Annotated in this window: 21 protein-coding genes; 10 read left to right on the top strand and 11 right to left on the bottom strand. The window is 62.8% G+C overall.

Going from position 1 to position 22,257, the window contains the following annotated elements; all coding sequences use genetic code 11:
* Window positions 1-10 precede the first annotated feature (10 nt).
* Entirely contained in the window at window positions 11-439 is a 429-nt protein-coding gene (locus tag BMX59_RS16890; RefSeq protein WP_093123719.1) for a hypothetical protein, read from the bottom strand.
* Window positions 440-602: 163 nt separating this feature from the next.
* Between BMX59_RS16890 and BMX59_RS16885 the strand changes: the two genes are divergently transcribed.
* Window positions 603-1,604, top strand: a complete 1,002-nt coding sequence (locus tag BMX59_RS16885; RefSeq protein WP_093123714.1) for an ABC transporter substrate-binding protein — start codon at window positions 603-605, stop codon at window positions 1,602-1,604.
* A 23-nt stretch (window positions 1,605-1,627) separates the two neighbouring features.
* Here BMX59_RS16885 and BMX59_RS16880 read toward each other — a convergent pair whose 3' ends face one another.
* Window positions 1,628-2,878: an MFS transporter gene (locus BMX59_RS16880; protein ID WP_093123709.1), complete on the bottom strand. Its 1,251-nt coding sequence runs from the start codon at window positions 2,876-2,878 to the stop codon at window positions 1,628-1,630.
* A gap of 70 nt (window positions 2,879-2,948) precedes the next feature.
* Here BMX59_RS16880 and BMX59_RS16875 point away from each other — a divergent pair, with 70 nt between their 5' ends.
* The gene (locus tag BMX59_RS16875; protein WP_093123705.1) at window positions 2,949-3,668 is read left to right on the top strand and encodes a helix-turn-helix domain-containing protein; all 720 of its coding nucleotides are present in this window, start codon (window positions 2,949-2,951) and stop codon (window positions 3,666-3,668) included.
* Here BMX59_RS16875 and BMX59_RS16870 read toward each other — a convergent pair whose 3' ends face one another.
* The gene (locus BMX59_RS16870; RefSeq protein WP_092245197.1) at window positions 3,669-4,457 is read right to left on the bottom strand and encodes an AraC family transcriptional regulator; all 789 of its coding nucleotides are present in this window, start codon (window positions 4,455-4,457) and stop codon (window positions 3,669-3,671) included.
* 86 nt (window positions 4,458-4,543) lie between these two features.
* Here BMX59_RS16870 and BMX59_RS16865 point away from each other — a divergent pair, with 86 nt between their 5' ends.
* From BMX59_RS16865 to aqpZ, 3 genes are all read left to right on the top strand, one after another.
* Window positions 4,544-5,542 carry a bile acid:sodium symporter family protein gene (locus BMX59_RS16865; protein ID WP_071491778.1) on the top strand — a complete coding sequence of 333 codons (999 nt, stop codon included), beginning with the start codon at window positions 4,544-4,546 and terminating at the stop codon, window positions 5,540-5,542.
* Between the two features lie 231 nt (window positions 5,543-5,773).
* Window positions 5,774-6,958 carry a sugar transporter gene (locus BMX59_RS16860; protein WP_093123699.1) on the top strand — a complete coding sequence of 395 codons (1,185 nt, stop codon included), beginning with the start codon at window positions 5,774-5,776 and terminating at the stop codon, window positions 6,956-6,958.
* Between the two features lie 103 nt (window positions 6,959-7,061).
* Window positions 7,062-7,763, top strand: a complete 702-nt coding sequence (aqpZ, locus tag BMX59_RS16855; RefSeq protein WP_092245530.1) for an aquaporin Z — start codon at window positions 7,062-7,064, stop codon at window positions 7,761-7,763.
* Between the two features lie 64 nt (window positions 7,764-7,827).
* On the opposite strand, the gene tal is transcribed toward aqpZ, so the two are convergent.
* The 7 genes from tal to BMX59_RS16820 form a co-directional block, all read right to left on the bottom strand.
* Window positions 7,828-8,751, bottom strand: a complete 924-nt coding sequence (tal, locus tag BMX59_RS16850; RefSeq protein WP_093123694.1) for a transaldolase — start codon at window positions 8,749-8,751, stop codon at window positions 7,828-7,830.
* Window positions 8,752-8,773: 22 nt separating this feature from the next.
* On the bottom strand, window positions 8,774-9,727 hold the full coding sequence (locus tag BMX59_RS16845; protein ID WP_071491775.1) for a sugar-binding transcriptional regulator: 954 nt from the start codon (window positions 9,725-9,727) through the stop codon (window positions 8,774-8,776).
* 62 nt (window positions 9,728-9,789) lie between these two features.
* Complete coding sequence (locus BMX59_RS16840; RefSeq protein WP_093123689.1) at window positions 9,790-10,590, bottom strand: SDR family oxidoreductase; 801 nt, start codon at window positions 10,588-10,590, stop codon at window positions 9,790-9,792.
* Window positions 10,591-10,599: 9 nt separating this feature from the next.
* Entirely contained in the window at window positions 10,600-11,379 is a 780-nt protein-coding gene (locus BMX59_RS16835) for an SDR family oxidoreductase (protein WP_256572978.1), read from the bottom strand.
* Between the two features lie 131 nt (window positions 11,380-11,510).
* Window positions 11,511-13,022, bottom strand: a complete 1,512-nt coding sequence (locus tag BMX59_RS16830) for a sugar ABC transporter ATP-binding protein (RefSeq protein ID WP_093123681.1) — start codon at window positions 13,020-13,022, stop codon at window positions 11,511-11,513.
* Between the two features lie 15 nt (window positions 13,023-13,037).
* Complete coding sequence (locus BMX59_RS16825; RefSeq protein WP_092245215.1) at window positions 13,038-13,970, bottom strand: sugar ABC transporter substrate-binding protein; 933 nt, start codon at window positions 13,968-13,970, stop codon at window positions 13,038-13,040.
* Window positions 13,971-14,020: 50 nt separating this feature from the next.
* Window positions 14,021-15,028: an ABC transporter permease gene (locus BMX59_RS16820; RefSeq protein WP_071491770.1), complete on the bottom strand. Its 1,008-nt coding sequence runs from the start codon at window positions 15,026-15,028 to the stop codon at window positions 14,021-14,023.
* 362 nt (window positions 15,029-15,390) lie between these two features.
* Here BMX59_RS16820 and BMX59_RS16815 point away from each other — a divergent pair, with 362 nt between their 5' ends.
* The 3 genes from BMX59_RS16815 to BMX59_RS16805 are packed head-to-tail and all read left to right on the top strand — an operon-like array spanning window position 15,391 to window position 18,630.
* Complete coding sequence (locus BMX59_RS16815) at window positions 15,391-16,227, top strand: transketolase (RefSeq protein ID WP_093123675.1); 837 nt, start codon at window positions 15,391-15,393, stop codon at window positions 16,225-16,227.
* Entirely contained in the window at window positions 16,217-17,149 is a 933-nt protein-coding gene (locus tag BMX59_RS16810; protein ID WP_093123670.1) for a transketolase family protein, read from the top strand. The genes BMX59_RS16815 and BMX59_RS16810 overlap by 11 nt, the downstream gene beginning before the upstream one ends.
* Window positions 17,150-17,154: 5 nt before the next feature.
* Window positions 17,155-18,630, top strand: a complete 1,476-nt coding sequence (locus BMX59_RS16805) for an FGGY family carbohydrate kinase (protein WP_093123666.1) — start codon at window positions 17,155-17,157, stop codon at window positions 18,628-18,630.
* A 175-nt stretch (window positions 18,631-18,805) separates the two neighbouring features.
* Here the strand turns inward: BMX59_RS16805 and BMX59_RS16800 are convergent, their stop codons facing one another.
* Window positions 18,806-19,750 (bottom strand): aliphatic sulfonate ABC transporter substrate-binding protein, encoded by a 945-nt coding sequence (locus tag BMX59_RS16800; protein WP_071491766.1) that lies wholly within the window; start codon window positions 19,748-19,750, stop codon window positions 18,806-18,808.
* A 245-nt stretch (window positions 19,751-19,995) separates the two neighbouring features.
* On the opposite strand from BMX59_RS16800, the gene BMX59_RS16795 reads away from it, so the two are divergent.
* Window positions 19,996-20,934 (top strand): aliphatic sulfonate ABC transporter substrate-binding protein, encoded by a 939-nt coding sequence (locus BMX59_RS16795; RefSeq protein WP_093123661.1) that lies wholly within the window; start codon window positions 19,996-19,998, stop codon window positions 20,932-20,934.
* Window positions 20,931-22,256 carry an LLM class flavin-dependent oxidoreductase gene (locus tag BMX59_RS16790; protein ID WP_093123656.1) on the top strand — a complete coding sequence of 442 codons (1,326 nt, stop codon included), beginning with the start codon at window positions 20,931-20,933 and terminating at the stop codon, window positions 22,254-22,256. The genes BMX59_RS16795 and BMX59_RS16790 overlap by 4 nt, the downstream gene beginning before the upstream one ends.
* Window position 22,257 lies beyond the last annotated feature (1 nt).

Raw genomic sequence — 22,257 nt, 5'->3', positions numbered from 1 at the left:
GCGCGAGCAATCAGGCCGCTTGTGGCTGCAGATGCAGTGCACCGTCGACATCCTTGACCAACCCACTGGCCAAAAACAGCGGTACCAACCGCTTGTGCAACTGCGGCTCGACAAACTCCTTCACCGTATCCAGCGCCAGCACACCGCTCAGCGGCAATTCGGCCTTGGTGTACGACAACCAGGCTTTCTTCAACACCTGCAACACATCGCTGCCCGCCGTGGTGGCGAAGCGGCGCTGGGTGGGTTTGCCGTCGAAGGTGAAGCTGTGCTGGAACGCATAGCCGTTTTCATCGCCGTTACCATCGGTGCAGCGGATGCAGCTGCACGGGCCGTCGCCGAACGCGCTGCGCAGGTAGGCGTTGAAGTCCACCACGGGTTTGAGTGACAGGCGCTTATCCACCTCGAACAGGTCCCCGGTCATTTTTTCGTCAGTGTTCAACGTCCATTTCCTCGCTGGTTCGGCAGTTTTTCAAAGCGCGGCACAATAGCAGCCGGGGGCTGGTTTGTGGGCCATTTGCATAACAATAGATCCCGATATTCTTTTCCACTCTTAAAAATCGTCGCTAGGCTCCATCACCTTCTTAAAAACGCGGCAGACTCCCATGACTTTCAAGCGTTCCTCCCTGACCCTCTTGGCGGCTGCGACAGCCCTGATCAGTATCGGCGCCCAGGCCGAAGGCAAGATCAGCATCGCCCAGCAATTCGGCATCGGCTACCTGATCCTCGACGTGGTGCGTGACCAGCATCTGATCGAAAAACACGGCAAGGAACAGGGCCTGGATATCCAGGTGGAGTGGAACAGCATTTCCGGCGCCACCGCGATGAACGAATCGCTGCTGGCCGGTGCGCTCGACGTGGTTTCCGCTGGCGTGCCGCCGATGCTGACCCTGTGGGACCGCACCAAGGGCAAGCAGAACGTCAAGGCCATCGCCTCCCTGGGCTCGATGCCCAACTACCTGCTGACCAACAACCCCAACGTGAAGACCCTCAAGGACTTCAGCGAAAAAGACCGCATCGCCGTGCCCGCCGCCGGTGTGGGTTTCCAGTCGCGCACCTTGCAGATCGAAACCGCCAAGCAGTTCGGCGATGCCAACTTCAAGAAGTTCGACGACATCTCCATCAGCCTGGCCCATCCCGATGCGACCGCCGCGTTGATTGCCGGGGGATCGGAGATCAACGCGCACTTCTCCAGCCCGCCGTTCCAGTATCAGGAACTGCTGAACCCTAACGTGCACAAGGTGCTCAGTTCCTACGACATCCTCGGTGGGCCGGCCACGTTCAACGTGCTCTACACCACGCAGAAATTCCACGACGAAAACCCCAAGACCTACAAGGCGTTCTATGACGCATTGGCCGAAGCCGAGACGATCATCAAGGCTGACAAGCCAGCGGCAGCCAAGGCGTATATCCGCGTAGAGCAGTCGAAGTTGCCGTTGGACCTGGTGCAGAAAATCGTCCAAGACCCGGAAATCGACTTCACCATCGTGCCGCAGCGTACCTACATCTACGCCGAGAAATTGCAGGCACTGGGCGTGCTGAAAAACAAGGCCGCCAGTTGGAAGGACTACTTCTTCGAAGAGGCCCATGGCGGCAATGGCAGTTGAGAGGCCCAAGTTCAAGCGCGAGCTCAGTAAGCGGTCGTTCTGCAGGTGGGCAGGGCTGCGCCGCGATAGAAGGACAGAATTGCCAGCAGTTGAACGGTGACGGCCACCACCACCACGGCAACAATCGCCTCTTGCGGATCGACAAATGCCGCGCGTATAAGGCCGAAGCCGGCGGGTGCGAAAGCGTAGATGGCCTGGCTGAGGGCAACCATCAGAGCGATGACCTTCGCGGTATTCTCGTGGCTGAACTCGGTTTGCGCGATCAACGGTGGCAGCGATGTGGCGTTGCCGATCCCGGAGCCGATCAGCACGACTGCTATCCAGGCGACCGCAGGGTCCAATTGCAGGCAAAGCAACATCAAGGTGCCCAGCAGTTGAACCCCATAAGCCAGGCAAGCCAAATGGCGACGATTAATGCCTTGGCTCATCCAGTGCGCGGCGATGTATCGCCCGCCCATGGCGCTGGCGGTGGCCAAGCCCATGGCGAATGAGGCAGGGCGGGAGCCCAGGTGTACGACCAGGATCGAATACAGATGGGCGATCAACCCAATCTGTGCAAACAGACCAAGGGACATGCCGGCGGCCAGCGTGCGAAATTGTGCCGATCGGAATGTCTGCACGGTCGTCCAGGGGATGACAGGGGCATGGAGCGGTGATGCGGACGGCGTGGCGAGATTGTCAGGTTGCTGGCCCACGCTCTGCGGTGTTTTGCCGAACACCCACACAGCAAACCCGGCAGTCAGCGTAATGGTGCCCAGGGTTATTGCCAAGGCCGCGATGGCAAAGCCGAATCGCTCGATCAAGAGTACCCACAGCGGCGAGAAGATCACCCCACCCAGGCTTGCACCGTTATAGGCCTTGCCCAGTGCGGTTGGCCTCCCTTTGATGTACCAGGGCGCAATCAGCGTGTTGACGGCCGCGGCGCCCAATGTGACCCAGCCGATACCCGAGCACATGGCGCCGAAATATAGCACCCACAGCGCGTCCGCTTGAGCCCAGATATTAACCCCGATGCCCAGGATCAGGCTGCCCACCCAAGTTACTGCGGGTATACCCCAGCGTTTGTACAGTCGCGGCAGATTGGCGATGACCAGGGTGCCGCTGAGAAAGTGCAGGGTCACCGCCGCAGACACCTCGTCAATCGGCCACCCGGTGCGATCCATGACGGCCTGCATATAAATCGGCGGGCCGTAGAACCCGACTCCCCAGCCAATGATTGCCATAACGAACGTACACCTGAGTACGGTCTGGCCAAAAAAACGCGTGTGATTCATCGGCATCTCTCCTGGATTGGCTTGTAAAGTACTCTGCCGATATGGCTTTCACTTCGAGGAGCATCGAACTATGGATGTTGAACCTTCCGAATTGCGCCTGGCCCATGTAGCGGCTGCGATTGCCGACCCGGCCAGGGCGCGCATGCTCTGTTGCCTGCTCGATGGGCGTGCGCGCACGGCCACAGAACTGGCAGTGGTCGCGCAGAAGAGCTCGTCGACGGCGTCCAGCCATTTTCAAAAACTGCTGGAGCAAGGGCTGGTGACGATGATCAGCCAAGGCAAGCATCGCTATTTTCAATTGGCAAACAGCGATGTCGCCCATGCGCTGGAGGCGCTGCTGGCGATCAGTTCATTTGAACTGCCGGCGTTCAAGCCGTCCACTCCGTGCCATCTGCGCCATGCCCGTAGTTGCTACGATCATTTGGCCGGTGAGTTGGGGGTAAAGGTGCATGACGCCTTGTTGGAGCGCGAATGGATGGCGCTGCAGCAGGGGATGTACCAATTGACGCCAACGGGCATGGAAGGCATGGCAGAACTGGGCCTGGATCTTACCGCTCGAGTCCAGGCGCGCCGGCGCTTCGCCTACCCATGCCTGGACTGGAGCCAACGCTGTGCCCATGTGGGAGGAGCGCTGGGGGCGTTACTGCTGGATCATATGCTGCTAGGCGGGTGGCTGGCGCGAACGCTTGATTCGCGCGCGCTGACGGTGACTGCCAAAGGGCGCAGGCGTTTGGCCAGCGTTTTTGATATCCAATGCGGTGACCGCAGCCAACGCCCTGTAACGGAATGATCAGCGGAAAAACTCACCGGGCGTGGCCTCGAATTGCTGCCGAAACGCATTGATAAACGCCGACGTCGACTCATAGCCACACCCCAGCGCCACATCCGTGACCCGCTCGCCTTGCTCCAGGGCGGGCAGGGCGCTCAATAACCGCAGGCGCTGGCGCCAGGCGCGGAACGTCAGCCCGGTGTCGCTCAAGAACAACCGACTGAGTGTCTTCTCGCTCACCCCCAGTTTCTGGCTCCACTGGCCCAAGGTTGTTTGCTGTTCCGGGTGCGCACTCAGGCTGCGATAGATCGACCGCAAGCGCGGATCCGACGGCAATGGCAGCATCAGATCGACGTGCGGCGCCGCCGCCAACTGATCCAGCACCACCTGGGCCAGGCGCCCGTCCGGCCCATCCTCGGCATACTCCACCGGCAGTTCGCTGAAGCTGCGGATCAGCTCGCGCAGCAGGCTGCTCACCGCCAGCACATGACAGCGCTCCGCCGCCCAGGTGGTGACGCTGCAATCCAGGTACAGGCTGCGCATTTCGGTGTGGGGCGAGCTGAACACGCGGTGCGGTACACCGGCTGGAATCCACACCGCGCGCTGGGGCGGTGCGACGAAGCGGCCGACGCTGGTCTGGATCTCCAGCACCCCGGAAATCGCGTAGGACAATTGCACCCACGGGTGACTGTGCCGGCGGGTCAGGGCGCGGTTGGGCAGCGATTCGGTGCGCCCATACACCGGCCGAGGCAGGCTGGAAAGGCCTGGCACGCTACGGCGCACCGTGTTGGCATGTCCTTTAGGCGGCATTTGTTGGCTCATTGGCGTTAGTCGGTAACAAGCCGTTACGTTAGAGTCGCGATGACGCTCTTGGCAACCCCCGGAAGATCCTGCTTATGACTCGCCCCCGTTTCCTGCCTGACAACTTCACCCTGACCCTGATCGCCACGGTGATTCTCGCTTCCCTGCTGCCCGCCAGCGGCCAGACCGCCGTGGCCTTCGGCTGGGTCACCAACCTGGCCATCGCGTTGCTGTTCTTCCTGCACGGCGCCAAGCTGTCGCGCCAGGCTATCGTCGCCGGCGCCGGGCACTGGCGCCTGCATCTGCTGGTGTTCAGTCTGACCTTCGTGCTGTTCCCGTTGCTGGGCCTGGCGCTCAAGCCGGTGCTGTCGCCGCTGATCGGTAAAGACCTGTACATGGGCATGCTCTACCTGTGCGCCTTGCCGGCCACGGTGCAATCGGCGATTGCCTTTACATCGCTGGCGCGGGGCAATATCCCGGCGGCGATCTGCAGCGCGGCGGCGTCCAGCCTGTTCGGCATCTTCCTGACACCGTTGCTGGTGACGCTGCTGCTCAATGTGCACGGCGAGGGCGGCTCGACGGTCGACGCGATCCTGAAAATCAGCGTGCAATTGCTGCTGCCGTTTATCGCCGGGCAGATCGCCCGCCGCTGGATCGGCGCGTGGGTCGGCCGCAACAAGTCCTGGCTGAAATTCGTCGACCAGGGCTCGATCCTGCTGGTGGTCTACGGCGCGTTCAGCGAAGCGGTGAATGAAGGCATCTGGCACCAGATCCCACTGTGGGAACTGGGCGGCCTGGTGGTCGCGTGCTGCGTGTTGCTGGGCCTGGTGCTGGTGGCCTCCACGGTGCTGGGCAAGGCGTTCGGTTTCAACCAGGAAGACCGTATCACCATCCTGTTCTGCGGTTCGAAAAAGAGTCTGGCCACCGGTGTGCCGATGGCCCAGGTACTGTTCGCCGGGGCGAGCATGGGCGTGCTGATCCTGCCGCTGATGCTGTTCCACCAGATCCAGTTGATGGTGTGCGCGGCGTTGGCACAGCGTTATGCGAATCGGCCGGAGTCGATTCCGGAATTGATGGGGCAGGTTGACCCTTGATCTACGCCGAAGGCCTTGTCGCTGTTACGACCAGCGGTATATACGAGCGGATGCCCTCGGCAAGCCCATTCAATCGGGGTCTACGTGTTCATCATGACCGCACCCTGACCCGGTTGAGGTGATTTTGAGCGGGATGAGCGTCAACAGCCGGGCCGGAAACCTATAGAATGCCCGGCGGCGGCGCTTGTCCTGGGTGGCCGTCTGATCATCGTCCGAGTACCGCGCCCTTCAATGAGCATTTCAGCCGCAACGCCCCAAGCCAATTGGCAACCGGTCTTCGCCCTCGCGTTGGCCGCGTTTGTGTTCAACACCACCGAATTCGTGCCCGTCGGGCTGCTCAGTGCCATCGGCGCCAGCTTCGACATGCCGGTGTCCAGCGTCGGGCTGATGCTCACCATCTACGCCTGGATCGTCTCCCTGACGTCGCTGCCGGTGATGCTGCTGACCCGCAACGTGGAGCGGCGCAAGCTGCTGATCGTGCTGTTCGGCCTGTTCATCGCCAGCCATGTCCTGTCCAGTGTGGCCACCAGCTTTGGCATCTTGATGCTCAGCCGAGTCGGCATTGCTTTGTCCCATGCGCTGTTCTGGTCGATCACCGCCTCGCTGGCGGTGCGCCTGGCGCCGGAAGGCAAGCAGGTGCAAGCCCTCGGCCTGCTGGCTACTGGCACTTCCCTGGCGATGGTGCTGGGTATTCCGTTGGGCCGTCTGCTGGGCGAGGCCATGGGCTGGCGCACCACGTTCCTGGTGATCGGCGCGTTCGCCGCTGCGCTGGTGTTCTGGCTGGCGCGTACGTTGCCGTTGTTACCGAGCCAGAACTCCGGCTCGCTGCGCAGCCTGCCACTGCTGTTCAAGCGCCCGGCGCTGGTGGCGCTGTATGTGCTCACCGCGATGACGGTGACTGCGCAGTTCACCGCCTACAGCTACATCGAGCCCTTTGTCGAAGGCGTGGCCGGCATGAGCGGCAGCGCGGTGACCCTGATCCTGCTGGTGTTCGGCGGCGCGGGCATCATCGGCTCGCTGCTGTTCAGCCTGGTGCACCGTTTCAACCCGCACCTGTTCGTGGTGGGCGCGGTGTTTATCCTGAGCGCCTGCCTGGCGTTGCTGCTGCCCTTGAGCGGAGCCGAATCTTACCTGGTGGTGCTGAGCATTTTCTGGGGCATGGCGATCATGGGCTTCGGCCTGGCCATGCAATCCAAGGTGCTGGTGTTGGCGCCCGACGCCACCGACGTGGCCATGGCGATGTTCTCCGGCATCTACAACATCGGCATTGGCGGCGGCGCGCTGATGGGCAGTTGGGTCGGCAGCCAGTTCGGCTTCGCCTGGATCGGCGCGGCCGGTGGGTTGCTGGCGGCGGTAGCCCTGATCGGGTATTGCCTGGCGATCAGGAAATTTGGGCAGGGCGTTGTAAGCCGCTAAGACAAGACAAGTCCTACACGACATATTGATACCCATTGCTACCGTCGCCTCGGGCCGCCCACCTCCCGTGGCGACGGCACTTGAGCAGCAATGGGAGTTGATTGTGCAAAAACGTTTGACTGCAGAGTTCATGGGTACTTTCTGGCTGACCTTCGGCGGCTGTGGCAGCGCCATCCTGGCGGCTGCGTTCCCCGGGTTGGGTATAGGTTTTGTGGGGGTTTCCCTGGCGTTCGGGCTGACGGTGTTGACCATGGCCTATGCGCTGGGCGGTATTTCCGGCGGGCATTTCAACCCGGCGGTGACCATCGGCCTGTGGGTGGGGCGCCGTATCGAGGGCGCTGATGTGCTGCCGTACATCGTGGCGCAGGTTGCGGGGGCGATTACTGCTGCTGCCGCGTTGTTCCTGATTGCCAACGGGCAGGCGGATTTCTCGGTGGGTGGTTTTGCTGCCAACGGCTATGGCCCGCTCAGCCCCGGTCATTTCGACATGAAGGCTGCCTTGCTGGCCGAACTGATCGCCACGTTTTTCTTCGTCTTCATCATCATGCGTGTGACCGCACCCGGCGCGGTGCCTGGCTTTGCCCCGATTGCCATTGGCTTGGCGCTGACCTTGATTCACCTGGTCCTGATCCCCGTCACCAACACCTCGGTCAACCCTGCGCGCAGCACCGGGCCGGCATTGTTTGCCGGAGTTGATTACCTGGCACAGCTCTGGCTGTTCTGGCTGGCGCCGATCGTGGGCGGCGTGATGGGCGCGGTGGCGGCTCGAGCAATGGATGAGTGCCGTAAAAAAGTGCCCGCCTGAACCCCAGCGTCGCCATGCCGATCATCTCGGCGGCGACGTTGTGCACGGCATAACGGTCCAGGGCTCAGAGCGTTGCGAGCACCGCTTCGAGTTTTTCCTGGTCGCGGGCAAACTGGCGAATGCCTTCAGCGAGTTTCTCGGTGGCCATCGCGTCCTCGTTGGAGCCCCAGCGGAACTGCGCTTCGTTGAGGGTCTGGCGCGGCTCCCCAACTGCCCCCGGATTCAATCGACGCTCCAGCAGGCCCTGGTCTTCATCGAGCTTTTGCAGCAGCTCGGGACTGATGGTCAGGCGGTCGCAGCCCGCCAGTTGCTCGATCTGGCTGAGGGTGCGGAAGCTGGCGCCCATGACCACGGTGTTGATGGCGTTGGCCTTGTAGTAGTTGTAGATCCGCGTCACGGACTGCACGCCTGGGTCCTCGGTGCCGGTGTAGTCCAGGCCGGTGTTCTTGCGGTACCAGTCATAGATGCGGCCTACGAATGGTGAAATCAGGAACACCCCGGCGTCGGCGCAGGCGGCGGCCTGGACGAACGAAAACAGCAGGGTCAGGTTGGTCTGGATCCCGGCCTTTTCCAGGCGCTCGGCGGTGCGGATGCCTTCCCAGGTGGAGGCCAGTTTGATCAGCACGCGGTCGCGACCGACACCGGCCTGGTCGTACAGCGCGATCAACTGGTTGGCCTTGGCCCACAGCGCGTCTTGGTCGAAGGACAGGCGCGCATCGACTTCGGTGGAGATGCGCCCCGGAATCACCTTGAGAATGCCGCAGCCCACTGAAACCGCGAAGCGATCACATGCCAGGTCCACATCGCCCTTGGACTGGCCCACCGCGCTGCGCAGCAACTCGGCATATTCCGGGATGGCAGCGGCCTTGAGCAGCAGCGACGGGTTGGTAGTGGCGTCCACCGGGCGCAAGCGGCTGATGGCTTCCAGGTCGCCGGTGTCGCACACCACGGTGGTGAATTGCTTGAGTTGTTCGAGCTTGGACGTCATGAGCGGCAGTCTCCAGAAACGGTTATTGGTTGAGGGCCTGTGCGGTGTCCAGGTCGGTGATCAGGATGTCCAGGTAGCCGCCCTGGAGCGCGCCACGAATGGCCTGGACCTTGTTCAACCCACCGGCCAGGCCGAGCACCCGGTGGATGGCGCGCAGCTTGGGCAGCGCCACCGAGACCACGAATTCTTCATCTTCCTCCAGCACCGGCTTGCCCTGGGCATCGAAGTAACGCAGGCAGATATCGCCCACCGCGCCGCGTTCGGCGAGCAGGCGCAACATGTCTTCGGTGTAGTAGTTGCCGCTGTTGCGCAGCAGTTGCGAGGGCTCCAGGTCGCCGATGCCGACAATCGCCAGGGTGATGCTGTCAAAGCGCTGCAGCACTTCCTTGACCTCTTCCATCTGCACGATGCGCTGCTTGCTCTCCACCGATTGCTCGATGCTTTGCGAGGGCAGCAAAAATGCCGGGCAGTTGAGCAGGGTCGCCAGGCGCTGGGTCAGCAAAGTGGCTTCAAACGCGCCCTTGTGGCCGACGCCGCCCAACAGTTGCACCACTTCCTGGGCGGCCTGTTTGCCCGGCTGCGCGTGCAAGTGGCCGACCATGGCGCGAATGGTGCTGCTCCACGACGAGATACCGATACGGTCCTGGGGCGACAGGCTGGTTTCCAGGTAGTGGGCGGCGGCCGAACCGATGGCCTGCTTGATACTCTCGTCATTGCCGGGCTCGGTGGCTTCCACCACGATCACCCGGCGCACGCCGTAGCGGCGCTGCAACTGGGTTTCCAGTTCCAGGTGCAGGCCTTGCAAGCGCATCACCGTGATCTTCACCACGCCTTCCTGCAGCGCCCGGCGCAGGGCACGGCTGATAAACGATTGGGACAGGTCCAGTTGCGCGGAAATCTCGGACTGCTTGAGCCCTTCTTCGTAATAGAGGCTCGCGATCTTGGTGATCAGGCGCTGTTCTTCGATCTGGCTCATGAAGGCCTCAGGGCTCTTTATAGTAAAAGGCATGACTCAATGGCCGTGAGGATACCAAACCCTTACGACATGATCAGGCCGCCGTCGATATTGATCGCCTGGCCGGTCAGGTAGGCGGCATCGTCCGAGGCGAGAAACGCCACCAGGCCCGCCACATCCGAGGGTTTGCCGGCGCGGCGCAGGGGGATGTTCTTGACCCATTCGGCCATCAATTCACCCTTGCCGTAGCGCTTCTCGTCAGTGCTGAGGATCTCGCCCCACACCCGGTCGTTGTAGTCCCACATCTCGCTTTCGATGATGCCGGGGCAGAATGCATTCACCGTGATGTCATGCCGCGCCAGTTCCAGCGCCAGGCTCTGGGTGATGCCGATCACGCCCATTTTGCTCGCGGCATAGTGGGGCGTGTAGATGAACCCCTGGCGGCCCTGGCCGGAGGAGGTGTTGATCAGCCGGCCGCTGCCTTGCTTGACCATGTACTTGGCGGCCTCCCGGCAGCCGAGCCACACGCCGGTGGTATTCACCTGCAGCACCTTGTCGAAATCGGCACGGGGCATCTTGTCGTAGTGGTCGATGGTGATGATGCCGGCGTTCTGCACCGACACGTCGATGCTGCCAAAACGGGCGTGGCCTTCGCGGTAGAGCTTTTCGATATCGTCTTCACGGGTGACGTCGATGGCCAGGGCCAGGGTGTCGACCTGGTATTCCCGGGCCAGTTGGTCGGCGGTGAAGGTCACGCGTTCCAGGTCGTTGGAAGCCAGTACCAGGTTGGCGCCTTCCTGGGCGAAACGCTCGGCAATGCCGGCGCCGATGCCCCGGCAGGCACCGGTGATGACCACAGTTTTACCGTTGAATCGTTGGGACATGACGAACTCCTACCAGCACACAAAGCCGCCATCGACCAACAGGTCGACACCGGTGCAGAAAGACGAGGCGTGGCTGACCAGGAAAATCGCCGGGCCGACCATTTCTTCCACGCTGGCCATGCGGCCCATGGGCGTGGTCTGTTCAAAGATCTTCACCTGGTCGGCGACTTCCGGGCGCGAGTTCATCGGCGTGGCGGTGTAGCCGGGGCTGATGCAGTTGACCCGCAAGCCCTTGTCGGCCCATTCCATCGCCAGGCTCTTGCTCAGGTGAATCACACCGGCCTTGGAGGTGTTGTAGTGCGCTTGCAGCAAGCCACGGTTGACGATACTGCCGGACATCGAGGCGATATTGACGATGGCGCCTTTGCCACGGGGCAACATCACGGCGGCCTGGGCCTGGCAACTGAGGAAAATTCCGGTGAGGTTGATGTCCAGGGTGGTCTGCCAGCGTTGCAGGTCCAGGTCTTCGGCGGCCTGGGCATTGGCGATGCCGGCGCAGTTGACCGCGACGCTCAGTTGGCCCAGTTCGGCTTCGGTGCGTGCCACCGCCGCGTCCAGTGCGGCGCGCTCGGTGACCGTACCGCTCAAGGCCAGGGCACGACGGCCCAGGGCCTGGATGCGTTCGACGGTGCTGGCGATGCCGGGGCTGCCCGGTAGATCGAAGCAGGCCACATCCGCGCCGGCCTCGGCCAGCCCCACGGCAATCGCCTGGCCAATGCCGCTGCCGGCGCCGGTGACAAAGGCCACTTGGCCTTGAAGACTAAAAAGCTGCATGGATAACTCCGTTATTTGAAATCACAGCCGACCCCTGTGGGAGGGGGCTTGCCCCCGATGGCGGTGTATCAGTTATAAATTTTTCAATTGAACCACTGCTATCGGGGGCAAGCCCCCTCCCACATTGGATCTTCATTGTTTGTGGGTCAGGCAGTCGCCATTTCCATCACCGACACGGGGGTGGCCTCGCCACGTTCCAGAATCCCCATCTGCCGGCCCCGGCTCATGACCAGGACGCGGTGCGACAAACCAAGCACCTCATCCAGATCCGAGCTCACCACAATCACCGCCATGCCTTTGGCCGCCAGGTCCGCGATCACTTCATAGATCGCCGCCCGCGCACCCACGTCGATGCCGCGGGTCGGTTCATCCAGGATGAAGACCTTGGGGTTGCGCGCCAGCCATTTGGCGATGATCACCTTCTGCTGGTTACCACCGGACAAACTGGAGATGCGCGACTGCGGCGCACCTTTCACCCCCAGCCGGGCCACCGCCGTGCGGGCGAATTCGCGCAGCGGGGCAGGGAATACCCAGCCGCGCTTGTCCAGCAGGTCGGTGTTGCCGTAGATCAGGTTGTCTTCGATGCGGTGTTCCACCACCACGCCTTGCTGCTTGCGGTCCTCGGGCACCAGCACCACGCCGGCCTGGATCGCCTCGAAGGGCGAGCGCAGCTGGCGTACTTGACCGTCGAGTACCAGGTGGCCTTGGACATCCTGTGCTGCGCCGGCAATAGTGCGCACCAGTTCGGTCCGCCCGGCGCCGACCACGCCGGCAATGCCGAACACTTCGCCGGCGCGCACGCTGAAGTCGATGCCGTGCAAGGCAAATTCGCGGCAGCCGAGGTCCTTGACCTGCAACATCACGCGATCCTGTGGCGCTTGAAGGGCGGGGAAAATCCGCTCCAGGCTGCGCCCGACCATCTGTTCCACCAGTTCGCGCACCGGCACCTGGGCGGTGGCGTGCAAGGCGATCTGGCGTCCGTCGCGCAGTACCAGCACACGGTCGGCGATGCGTGCGATTTCTTCCAGGCGGTGGCTGATATAGATAAACGACACGCCCTCGGCCTTGAGCCGTTCCACCTGTTTGAACAGCAACTCGGTTTCTTCGCCGCCCAATGCCGCAGTGGGTTCATCCAGAATCAACAGGCTGGCCTTGAGGGTCAGCGCCTTGGCGATTTCCACCAATTGCTGGGCCGCCACGCTCAGGCCTTCGACCTTGCGCGATGCCGGCACTTTGAGCCCCAGGCGCTCCAGCTGGATCTGCGCCTGGGCCTCCATGTACGCGCGGTCCACCCGCCCATGACGCATGGGCAGGCGACCGACGAAGATATTCTCGGCGATCGACAATTGCGGCAGCAGGCGGATTTCCTGGTGGATCAGACCGATCCCGGCGCCCAGCGCCGCACCGGGCGAGGCGGGCGCGTAAGGCGCGCCGCGCCAGGTCATGCTGCCCCCGGCTTCAGGCTGTACCAGCCCGGCGATGATCGACGACAAGGTCGACTTGCCCGCACCGTTCTCACCGAGCAGGGCCAGCACTTCGCCGGGGCGGATGTCCACATTGACCTGCGACAGTACCTGCACCGGCCCATAGGCCTTGCCGATATTGCGCAGGCACAGCACCGCGTCGGCGTGGGCGGTGTCCAGGGCTGCTGCTTGCATGACGACCTCCAAGGCTTACGGGTGCTGTTGCAGGAACGGCGCGACGTTTTCTTTGGTGGTCAGCACAGTGGGCAACAGTTGCTCCTTGGGCACGGCCTTGCCGGCGTTCAGGTCGATGGCCGATGCCACGGCCAGGCGGCCCATCTTCTGGGTCTGCTGGGTCATGGTTGCATTCAGCACGCCACTTTCCACGGCCTTGAGCCCGGCGACGTCACCGTCGAAACCGACCACCACGACCTTGTGGTCGAGGTTGCCGACCTTCACCGCCTGGGCAGCGCCCAAGGCCATTGCATCGGCACGGCCGAAGAACACGGTGATGTTCGGGTCACGCTGGAGCAGGTCCTGGGCCACGGCGAAGCCTTTGTCCTGGGCCCACTCGGCGGGTTGCTGGGCGACGACCTTGAGGTCCGGGAAAGCTTTCAAGCCTTCTTCGAAACCCTTGGCGCGATCGTTCTCGGGGGTGGTGCCGAGCTGGCCTTGCAGGATCGCGATGCGGCCCTTGCCATCGGTGATCTTGCCGACGTATTCGGCCAGGGTCTTGGCCCCGGCCACGCTGTCGCTGGCGATAAAGGTGTCACCCGGTGCATCGGGTGCGTTGCGGTCCACGGCGATCACCGGGATGCCGGCGGCCTTGGCGGCTTTTACCGGGACGCCGGCGGCAGTGGCACCAGCAGGGATATAGATCAGCACATCGATCTGGCGGGTGATCAGGTCTTCAATCTGGCTGACCTGGGTGGAGGAGTTGCCCTGGGCATCCACGGTGATCACCTTGATGCCCTTGGCCTTGCCCTCGGCTTCCACCGATTGCTTGATCTGGTTGAAGAAGTCGGCCTGCAGGTTGGCCACGGCCAGGCCGATGGTCAGGTCCTTGGCCCAGGTGGTGCCGGCAGCGGTGAGGGTGGCAGCCGCGAGGGCGGTGGCCAACAGCAGTTTCTTGGGGCTGAACATGTCGGTGACTCCTGGTTTTATTGTTGGAGGGTGTCAACTGTCGAACAGGTTTAACGGGCAGTGCTGGAGCGGCGTCGCAGGGTGTCGATGGTCACGGCGAGGGCGATGACCACGCCGATCACCACTTGTTGAATGAAGGGCGAAACGCCCAGCAGGTTGAGACCATTGCGCAGCACGCCAATGATCAGCACACCGACCAGGGTGCCGCCGATGCTGCCGACGCCACCGCTGAGGCTGGCGCCGCCAATTACGACGGCGGCGATGGCGTCCAGTTCCAGGCTCAGGCCGGCGCTGGGTTGAGACGAGTCCAGGCGCGCGGCCAGGGTCACGGCGGCGATGCCGGCCAGCGCACCGCTGATGGCGTATACCCACAGGGTGATCGCCCGCACCTTGATGCCGGACAGGCGCGCCACTTCCGGGCTGCCGCCCATGGCGTACAGGTTACGGCCGCCGGCGCGAAAGCGCAGGAACACCCAGGCCACCACCAGCATCACCAGGAACAGCCCGACGGTTGCCGAGAGAAAGCCGAAGTGACGCACCGTGGCCAGGCTGGTGAACCAGTCCGGGTAACCGACGATCTGCCGGCCTTCGGTGAGGATGTTCGCCAGGCCACGGGCCACCGACATCATGGTCAGCGTGGCAATGAACGGCGGCAGCTTGGCATAGGTGATCAAGGCGCCGGACACCAGCCCGGCGAGCATGCCGCTGGCTATCGAGATCGGGATCGCAAACCCCAGTGGCACCGCCTGATCCTGGTACAGCCAGCCGAGCATCATCATCGAGAAGGCCAGCACCGACCCCACCGACAGGTCGATGCCGCCGATCACGATCACGGCGGTCATGCCAATTGCGAGGATGCCCAGCACTGTGACCTGATCAAGAATGTTCAGGCCATTGCGCAGCGAGAAGAAGAATTCGGAACTGAAGGAGAAGACCAGCACCAGCAACACCAGGCCGATCAGCGGGCCGCCGATATTGCTGGGAAGCAGTTTCACCAACCGGGGGCGGTGGGGCGGCTTGAGTTCGGCCGGGTGCTGGACAGTAGCTTTGGCGTCCACAGTGTTCTCCTGATTTATTTTTTTTGGAGTGCTTTCAAGTGCGCTGAATATTTATGCGTGCTTGACTGTTAATTCAGATTCCAGTGCCACCGTGGCAATGTCAAGCGCTTAATTTTTCCAACAGGCCTCTGGATCGCGACTTTCATCCGGCGCAAAGCCACGGGATAGATACGCGCGTGTGGGATTTCGGCCGTTTGTCCGAGGGACATTTCCAGGTTTTATTTGATTTTTCCACCGGTCATTCACTTGACCTGTCGAGCGTTCGGCGTCTAAATAGAAATATATTGTCACTGCTGAATAAATATTCAAATACAGCTTTTCACACTTTTACCCCGCGTGGTCAGCCTCAAAGGAGCCGCTGCATGAATGCCTTCCAGTACGACGCCCACCAGATCAAAGAACAGGCCCGCCTGATCCGGCGCCATGTGATCCGCCTGAATGCCGACTCACCGGCCGGCGGCCACACCGGGGCCGATCTCTCGGAAACCGATATTCTTGCCACCCTGTATTTCCGCATTCTCAATACCGGGCCGGAACGCACTGAAGACCCTGAGCGCGATATCTATATCCAGAGCAAGGGCCACGGTGTCGGTGGTTTGTATTGCTGCCTGGCGCAGGCGGGCTACATCCCCGTCGACTGGCTGCCCACCTACCAGCACTTCAACTCCCACCTGCCGGGTCACCCGGTGCGACAGAAAACCCCTGGCATCGAACTGAACACCGGCGCCCTCGGCCACGGCCTGCCGGTGGCGGTGGGGCTGGCGCTGGCGGCGAAGATGTCCGGCAGCAAAAAACGCATCTATGTGCTGACCGGCGACGGTGAATTGGCTGAAGGCTCCAACTGGGAAGCGGCGATGGCGGCGGCCAAATACGGCCTGGATAACCTGTTCGTGATCGTCGACAAGAACAAGCTGCAACTGGCGGGCCTGACGGCGGACATCATGCCGCTGGACCCGCTGGACGTGAAATGGGCGGCCTTCGGTTTTCGTGTCAGCGAGTGCGACGGCAACGACGCGGGCCAGTTGATCGAAGCCCTGGAAAGCATGCATGCCAAGACCGGCGCGCCCCAGGTGCTGATCGCCCACACCATCAAAGGCAAGGGCGTGTCGTTTATCGAAGCCCGTCCCGAATGGCACCACCGCGTGCCCAAGGGTGATGAAATCAACGCGGCACTGGAGGAGTTGAATCATGGCGAGTGAACATCTGGCGAGCGTCATGGTGGAAGCCTTTATTGCCGCCGTCGATGCCGGGCTGGACGTGGTGCCGGTGGTCAGCGATTCCACCTCCACGGCCAAGATCGGGCCGTTTGTGCAGCGCTTTCCCGAGCGTCTGATCAATGTGGGGATTGCCGAGCAGTCGCTGGTCAGCGTCGCGGCGGGCCTGGCCCTGGGCGGCAAGATCGCTGCGACCTGCAACGCAGCGCCATTCCTGATTTCGCGGGCCAATGAGCAGATCAAAGTCGACGTCTGCTACAACCAGGCCAACGTGAAGATGTTCGGCCTGAATGCCGGTGCCAGTTACGGCCCGTTGGCCAGCACGCACCACAGCCTCGACGATATTTCGGTAATGCGCGGCTTTGGCAACGTGCAGATCTTTGCTCCGGCCGACGCGCTTGAATGCCGGCAGATCGTCGACTACGCGCTGCGCTACCACGGCCCGGTGTATATCCGGCTTGACGGCAAAGCGTTGCCGGACCTGCACACGGGCGACTATCAATTTGCCCCAGGGCAGGTGGATATCCTGCGCCAGGGCGCGGACGTGAGCATCGTCGCCCTGGGCTCGGTGGTGCATGAAGCGCTGGATGCGGCACGGGTGCTGGCGGAGCAGGGTGTCCAGGCGCAGGTGATCAACCTGTCGTCGATCCGGCCATTGCAGCGTGACGTGTTGCTCAGCGCCCTGCGAGGCACGCGGGCGGTCATCACGGTCGAAGAGCACAACATCAACGGTGGCGTCGGCAGCCTGGTGGCCGAAGTGCTGGCCGAAGCCGGGCTGGGGATTGCCCTGGTGCGCCTGGGCATCGGCGATGGTGAATATGCCGCCGCCGGCGCTCGCGAACCGACCCGCGCCTTGCATAACATCGACGCGGCTGGGATTGTGGCGGCTGCCACTCGGTTGCGGTGAATGCGATGACAGACAATACGCCGCTGATCCTGGCGATAGATGAAGGCACCAGCAACGCCAAGGCGGTGCTGGTCAACGAGCGCGGACAGGTGATTGCGCGGGGCTCGCGGCCGCTGAGCATTACCCATCCGCAGCCGGGGTTTTCCGAGCAGGACCCGCTGCTGATCTGGCACAGCACCCTGGCCGCCATTGAGGAGTGCCTGGCCCAGGTGGACCGGCCGATCACCGCGCTGGCCATCAGCAACCAGCGAGAATCGGTGGTGGCCTGGGACCGGCATACCGGCGAAGCGCTGTCGCCGTGCATCAGTTGGCAATGCCGGCGCTCCACCGCGTTGTGTGCCCAGTTGCATGAGCAGGGGCATGAAGCGCTGATCCTGGAAAAAACCGGGTTGGCCTTGGACCCGATGTTCTCGGCCGGCAAGTTCCGCTGGATTCTCGACCACCTTGAGGATGGCCACGCACGCGCCGCTGCCGGTGATATCTGCCTGGGCACGGTGGACAGCTGGTTGCTGTGGAAGCTCAGCGGCGGCCAGGCGTTCGCCACCGACTACTCGAATGCCGCCCGCACGCAACTGTTCAACCTGCACACCTGTGCCTGGGACCCGGCGCTGCTGGCGCTGTTCAAGATTCCATTGGCCGCATTGGCCCCCATCCAGCCCAGTGCAGGCTTTTTTGCCGAAACCGTTGCGGCGGGCGGGTTGCCCGCCGGCATCCCGGTAATGTCGATGATTGGCGACTCCCATGCCGCGCTGTACGGGCAGGGCGGCTTTGCGCCGGGGCTGGTGAAAGCGACACTGGGCACCGGGTCGTCGTTGATGACGCCCATGGGCGGCCCGATTGCCTCGACTCACGGCTTGTCCACCACCCTGGCCTGGCACGATGGTGGTCAACCGACGTTCGGCATGGAAGGCAACATCGTCCATACCGGCGCCGCCGTGCAGTGGGCCTCGCGCCTGGTGGCGGGGGAATCCCTCGATGCCCTCACCGAACAGGCGGCGCAACTGTCGGATAACGGCGGCGTGTATTTCGTGCCGGCGTTGTCCGGGCTGGGCGCGCCCCACTGGAAGGCCGATGCACGGGGCCTGATCTGTGGGCTGACCGAGGCCACCTCTGGTGCGCATATCCTGCGGGCGTCGCTGGAGTCCATCGGTTATCAGATCCGCGATGTGTTCGAGGCCATGCAGCAGGACATCGGCAGCCCGTTGAAAGAGCTGTGGGTGGACGGCGGCGCGACGCGCAACCGTTGGCTGATGCAGTTCCTGGCCAACCTGCTGCAACGCCCGGTGGTGCGCAGCCTGTCACCCGAAGTCTCGGCATTGGGCGCGGCGCACCTGGCGGGGAGGGCGTCGGGGGTGTGGGCGAGCGATGCAGCGCTGGGGGCGCTGGAGCGGCAGCGGGAGCGGTTTGAGCCGCAGGATGATCCCGCGATGGCGGGGCGTTACAGCGAATGGAAAAAGGCCCTGGCCCGCACCCTGTTGTGACCATCGTGATCCAAATCTGTGGCGAGCGGGCTTGCCCCGCGTCGGGCTGCGAAGCAGCCCCCACACCAGCGGCCGAAGAGTGCCTGACTCACCGCATTCCTCCTTCCAGGGTCGCTTCGCAACCCAACGCGGGGCAAGCCCGCTCGCCACAGTTGAAGTATTCCCTGTTACGCCCTCAAGGTTTCCAGGTCTGTACATCCTTGGCATCCACCGCCTTGGGCAATAACCCCGCCTTGAAGAACGCATCGGCGATTTTTTGCTGTTCGCCCAATTGATCGAGCGTTACCGGTTGCACCAGGTAGCTGCGGTGCGCATTGGCTGCTTCCACCGTCGCTACATCCAGGTTGCCCCACAAAGGCCCCAGCACCTTGGCCGCATCCTGGGGGTGGGTTTTCACCCACTGCCCGGCTTTTTCCAACTGCTCGTACACCACCCTCAATACTTCCGGGTGCGCCTTGGCGTACGGCGTACCGGTCAGGTAGTAACGCTTGTAGCTGGCCAGCCCTGCGCCGTCCGCCAGGGTGCGTGTGGGCAATTGGCGCTGCACGCTGGTCAGGAAGGGTTCCCAGGTAACCCAGGCGTCCACCTTGTTGTTCTCGAACGCCGCGCGACCGTCGGCGGGTGACAGGTAGGCCGGTTCGATATCCGAAAAGGCCAGCCCCGCCTTGGCCAGTGCGGCGATCAGCAAGTAGTGGGTGCCAGCGGCCTTGGTCACGGCGATCTTCTTGCCCTTGAGGTCCGCCAGGTTCTGGATCGGCGAGTCCTTGCGTACCACGATGGCCTGGGCGGCGGGCGAGGGCGCTTCCTGGGCGAAGTAGGTGAGTTTGGCCTGGGCCGCCTGGGCGAAGATCGGCACGGTGTCGGCCACGTCGGCGCTGATATCCACATTGCCCACGTTCAGTGCTTCGAGCAGCGGCAGGCCGCTGGGGAACTCGTGCCAGCTCACGTCGATGTTGTCGGCCTTGAGGGCTTTTTCCAGGGTGCCCTGGGTTTTCAGCAGGGTGATCAGGGTCGAGGACTTCTGGTAACCGATGCGTACGGTTTCCTGGGCCTGCGCGCTGATGGCGACGGACAGAGCCAGCAAGCCGAGGAGTGCGGCGAAGGGGTGACGTAGGGACATGGCGAGCTCGATCTGTGACGAAATAGGCCTGAGCTTAAAGTTCTAAAAACTATTCGTTAAATACTCTTTCGATCTGAGCTTAGGACGCTTTTCCCTGCCGCCTATGAATTGGGCATAACCATAGAATTATAAGATTCTTTCATCATTGCTCATCGTTAATATAATCGAACAAGCTTTATTGCCAGGCCTGACGCGGTTTTTTGGCATAAGCAGCGCCCTTCATTTCTTCCTCGCCAAGGCCTCCCATGACGTTCAAAAAACTAATCGTCGCCGCCAGCCTGCTGTTCGCCGCCACGGCGGCCCAGGCCGAGCAAACCCTGGATATCAGCTACCAGCGCTCATCCACCCTGTGGATCCTGCTCAAGCAAAATGGCCAGTTGGAACAGCGCCTCAAGCCCCTGGGCTTCACGGTGAACTGGCATGAATTCAGCACCGGCCTGCTTAGCTCGCTGAATGCCGGCAGCGTCGACCTGCACGCCGATGTGGCTGACGCATTCGCGCTGTTTACCCAGGCCGCCGATGCACCGCTGACCTATTACGCCCAGGAAAACGCATCGCCGGGCGCCCAGGCGATCATCGTTCAGGACTCGTCGCCGATCCACAGCATCGCCGACCTCAAGGGCAAGACCGTTGCCGTGTCCAAGGGCTCGGGCAGCAACTACCTGCTGATCTCGGCGTTGAAAAAGGCTGGGCTGACCCTGGCCGATATCACCCCGCGTTACCTGGAAGCCCCGGATGGCGGCGCGGCCTTCGCTAATGGCAGTGTCGACGCGTGGGTGATCTGGGACCCGTTCTTCGCCACCCAACAGTTGGATCACCATGTGCGGGTAATCGCCGACGGCAAGGACGGCCTGGCCGACTACAACCGTTTCTATCTGGCGACGACGACGTTCGCCAAGGCCCACCCGGACGTGTTGCAGGTGACCTTCGACACCCTGCGCGAGACCGGCCAATGGGTGAAGGCCCATCCCAAGGAAGCCGCCGCCATCCTTGGCCCGCTGTGGGGCAATATCGCCCCGGCCACGGTCGAGCGCGCCAATAGCCGTCGCAGCTACGACATCATCCCGGTCAAGCTGGACAACCTCGCCGAGCAACAGCGCATCGCCGACACCTATTACGCCGCCAAGCTGATTCCCAAGCCGTTGCAGGTCAGCGCCATCACCGTGTGGACGCCCAAGCCATGAGCCGCCAGATCCATTTATCCGCGTTCCTGTTGAGTGGGCCGGTGGTGCACAGCCACGCGGTGTGGCGCCACCCGGAAACCGTCGGCAATTACCTCGACCCCGAGTACTACGCGCGGGTCGCCAAGGTGGTGGAAGAGGGGCTGTTCGACTTCCTGTTCTTCGCCGACCGCCTGGCCGTGGGCGACCAGATGGGCGGCTCGCGCGAGTTGGCCTTGCGCTACGGCGCCCAGGACGCCACGCGTCTGGACCCGTTGCCGATCCTGTCTTACCTGGTCGGCAAGACCAGCAGGCTGGGCCTGGGCGCAACGCGGTCCACCACCTATTACGAACCGGCGCACATCGCCCGTGAATTCGCCACCCTCGACCACCTGTCCAGGGGCCGCGCGGCGTGGAACATCGTCACCTCGATGAACGACAGCGAGGGTCGCCTGTTCGGCAAGGACAAGCACCTGGAGCACGACCTGCGCTACGACCGCGCCGATGAGTTTGTCGAAGTTGCGCTGAAACTGTGGAACAGCTGGGGCAAGGACGCGCTGAAACTGAACCGCGAAAGCGGCGTGCTGGCAGACCCTGGATTGATCCGTTCGGTGCAGCACCAGGGCGAGTGGTTCAGGGTGGAAGGCCCGCTGAATATCCCGCGCACGCCCCAGGGCCGACCGGTACTGATCCAGGCCGGCTCTTCCGGGCGTGGTCGGCGCTTCGGTGCGCGTTGGGCCGAGGCGATCTTCACTATCCATCCGCACTTGGCGGCCATGCGTGCGTTCCGCGATGACGTGCGTGCCCAGGTGGTGCAGCAGGGGCGTGACGCCGACAGCTGCAAAGTGCTGACGGCGGTGATGCCGTTCATGGGTGGCAGCGAGGCCGAGGCCCGCGCCAAGCGCGATCGGCACAATGCGCTGGCCCGTCCGGAACTGGGGCTGGTGACACTGGCCTCGCAGTTGAATGTGGACCTGTCGCCATTCCCGCTTTCGGCGACACTGGCCGAGATCGCCCAGTCGCCGCTGATCCACCCGGCTGCGGCGGAAAAGCTGTTGATGCAAGGCCCGCAAACCACCCTGGAACAACTCGGGCGCATCTTGGCCAGCAGCGTGCGCGTGCCGCAATTGGTGGGTACCGGCGCGCAGATTGCCGATCAACTGGCCGAGCTGTTCGAGCAGGGCGGTTGCGACGGGTTTGTGATCTCTCCGGGGTATTTGCCGGGCTCGTTCACGGAGTTTGTCGAGAGCGTGATTCCGCATTTGCAGCGCAAGGGGCTGTTCCGCACCGCGTATGAAGGGGCGACGTTGCGTGAGCATTTGGGCTTGGCTGATCTGGACAGTTGAC

Origin of the sequence: Pseudomonas sp. NFR09 (assembly GCF_900111535.1) — a bacterium.
GTDB lineage: Bacteria > Pseudomonadota > Gammaproteobacteria > Pseudomonadales > Pseudomonadaceae > Aquipseudomonas > Aquipseudomonas extremorientalis.
Note: the sequence above shows the minus strand (reverse complement) of the source record. Positions and strands in the feature narration are given on the sequence as shown.

Coding starts and splice junctions, on each gene's coding strand:
- BMX59_RS16830 (WP_093123681.1), bottom strand. CDS start 13,022: ATGCAAGCAGCAGCCCTGGACACCGCCCACGCCGACGCGGTGCTGTGC.
- BMX59_RS16790 (WP_093123656.1), top strand. CDS start 20,931: ATGAGCCGCCAGATCCATTTATCCGCGTTCCTGTTGAGTGGGCCGGTG.
- BMX59_RS16880 (WP_093123709.1), bottom strand. CDS start 2,878: ATGAATCACACGCGTTTTTTTGGCCAGACCGTACTCAGGTGTACGTTC.
- BMX59_RS16870 (WP_092245197.1), bottom strand. CDS start 4,457: ATGCCGCCTAAAGGACATGCCAACACGGTGCGCCGTAGCGTGCCAGGC.
- BMX59_RS16860 (WP_093123699.1), top strand. CDS start 5,774: ATGAGCATTTCAGCCGCAACGCCCCAAGCCAATTGGCAACCGGTCTTC.
- BMX59_RS16795 (WP_093123661.1), top strand. CDS start 19,996: ATGACGTTCAAAAAACTAATCGTCGCCGCCAGCCTGCTGTTCGCCGCC.
- BMX59_RS16810 (WP_093123670.1), top strand. CDS start 16,217: ATGGCGAGTGAACATCTGGCGAGCGTCATGGTGGAAGCCTTTATTGCC.
- BMX59_RS16815 (WP_093123675.1), top strand. CDS start 15,391: ATGAATGCCTTCCAGTACGACGCCCACCAGATCAAAGAACAGGCCCGC.
- BMX59_RS16875 (WP_093123705.1), top strand. CDS start 2,949: ATGGATGTTGAACCTTCCGAATTGCGCCTGGCCCATGTAGCGGCTGCG.
- BMX59_RS16825 (WP_092245215.1), bottom strand. CDS start 13,970: ATGTTCAGCCCCAAGAAACTGCTGTTGGCCACCGCCCTCGCGGCTGCC.
- BMX59_RS16845 (WP_071491775.1), bottom strand. CDS start 9,727: ATGAGCCAGATCGAAGAACAGCGCCTGATCACCAAGATCGCGAGCCTC.
- BMX59_RS16865 (WP_071491778.1), top strand. CDS start 4,544: ATGACTCGCCCCCGTTTCCTGCCTGACAACTTCACCCTGACCCTGATC.
- BMX59_RS16885 (WP_093123714.1), top strand. CDS start 603: ATGACTTTCAAGCGTTCCTCCCTGACCCTCTTGGCGGCTGCGACAGCC.
- BMX59_RS16800 (WP_071491766.1), bottom strand. CDS start 19,750: ATGTCCCTACGTCACCCCTTCGCCGCACTCCTCGGCTTGCTGGCTCTG.
- BMX59_RS16840 (WP_093123689.1), bottom strand. CDS start 10,590: ATGTCCCAACGATTCAACGGTAAAACTGTGGTCATCACCGGTGCCTGC.
- BMX59_RS16805 (WP_093123666.1), top strand. CDS start 17,155: ATGACAGACAATACGCCGCTGATCCTGGCGATAGATGAAGGCACCAGC.
- tal (WP_093123694.1), bottom strand. CDS start 8,751: ATGACGTCCAAGCTCGAACAACTCAAGCAATTCACCACCGTGGTGTGC.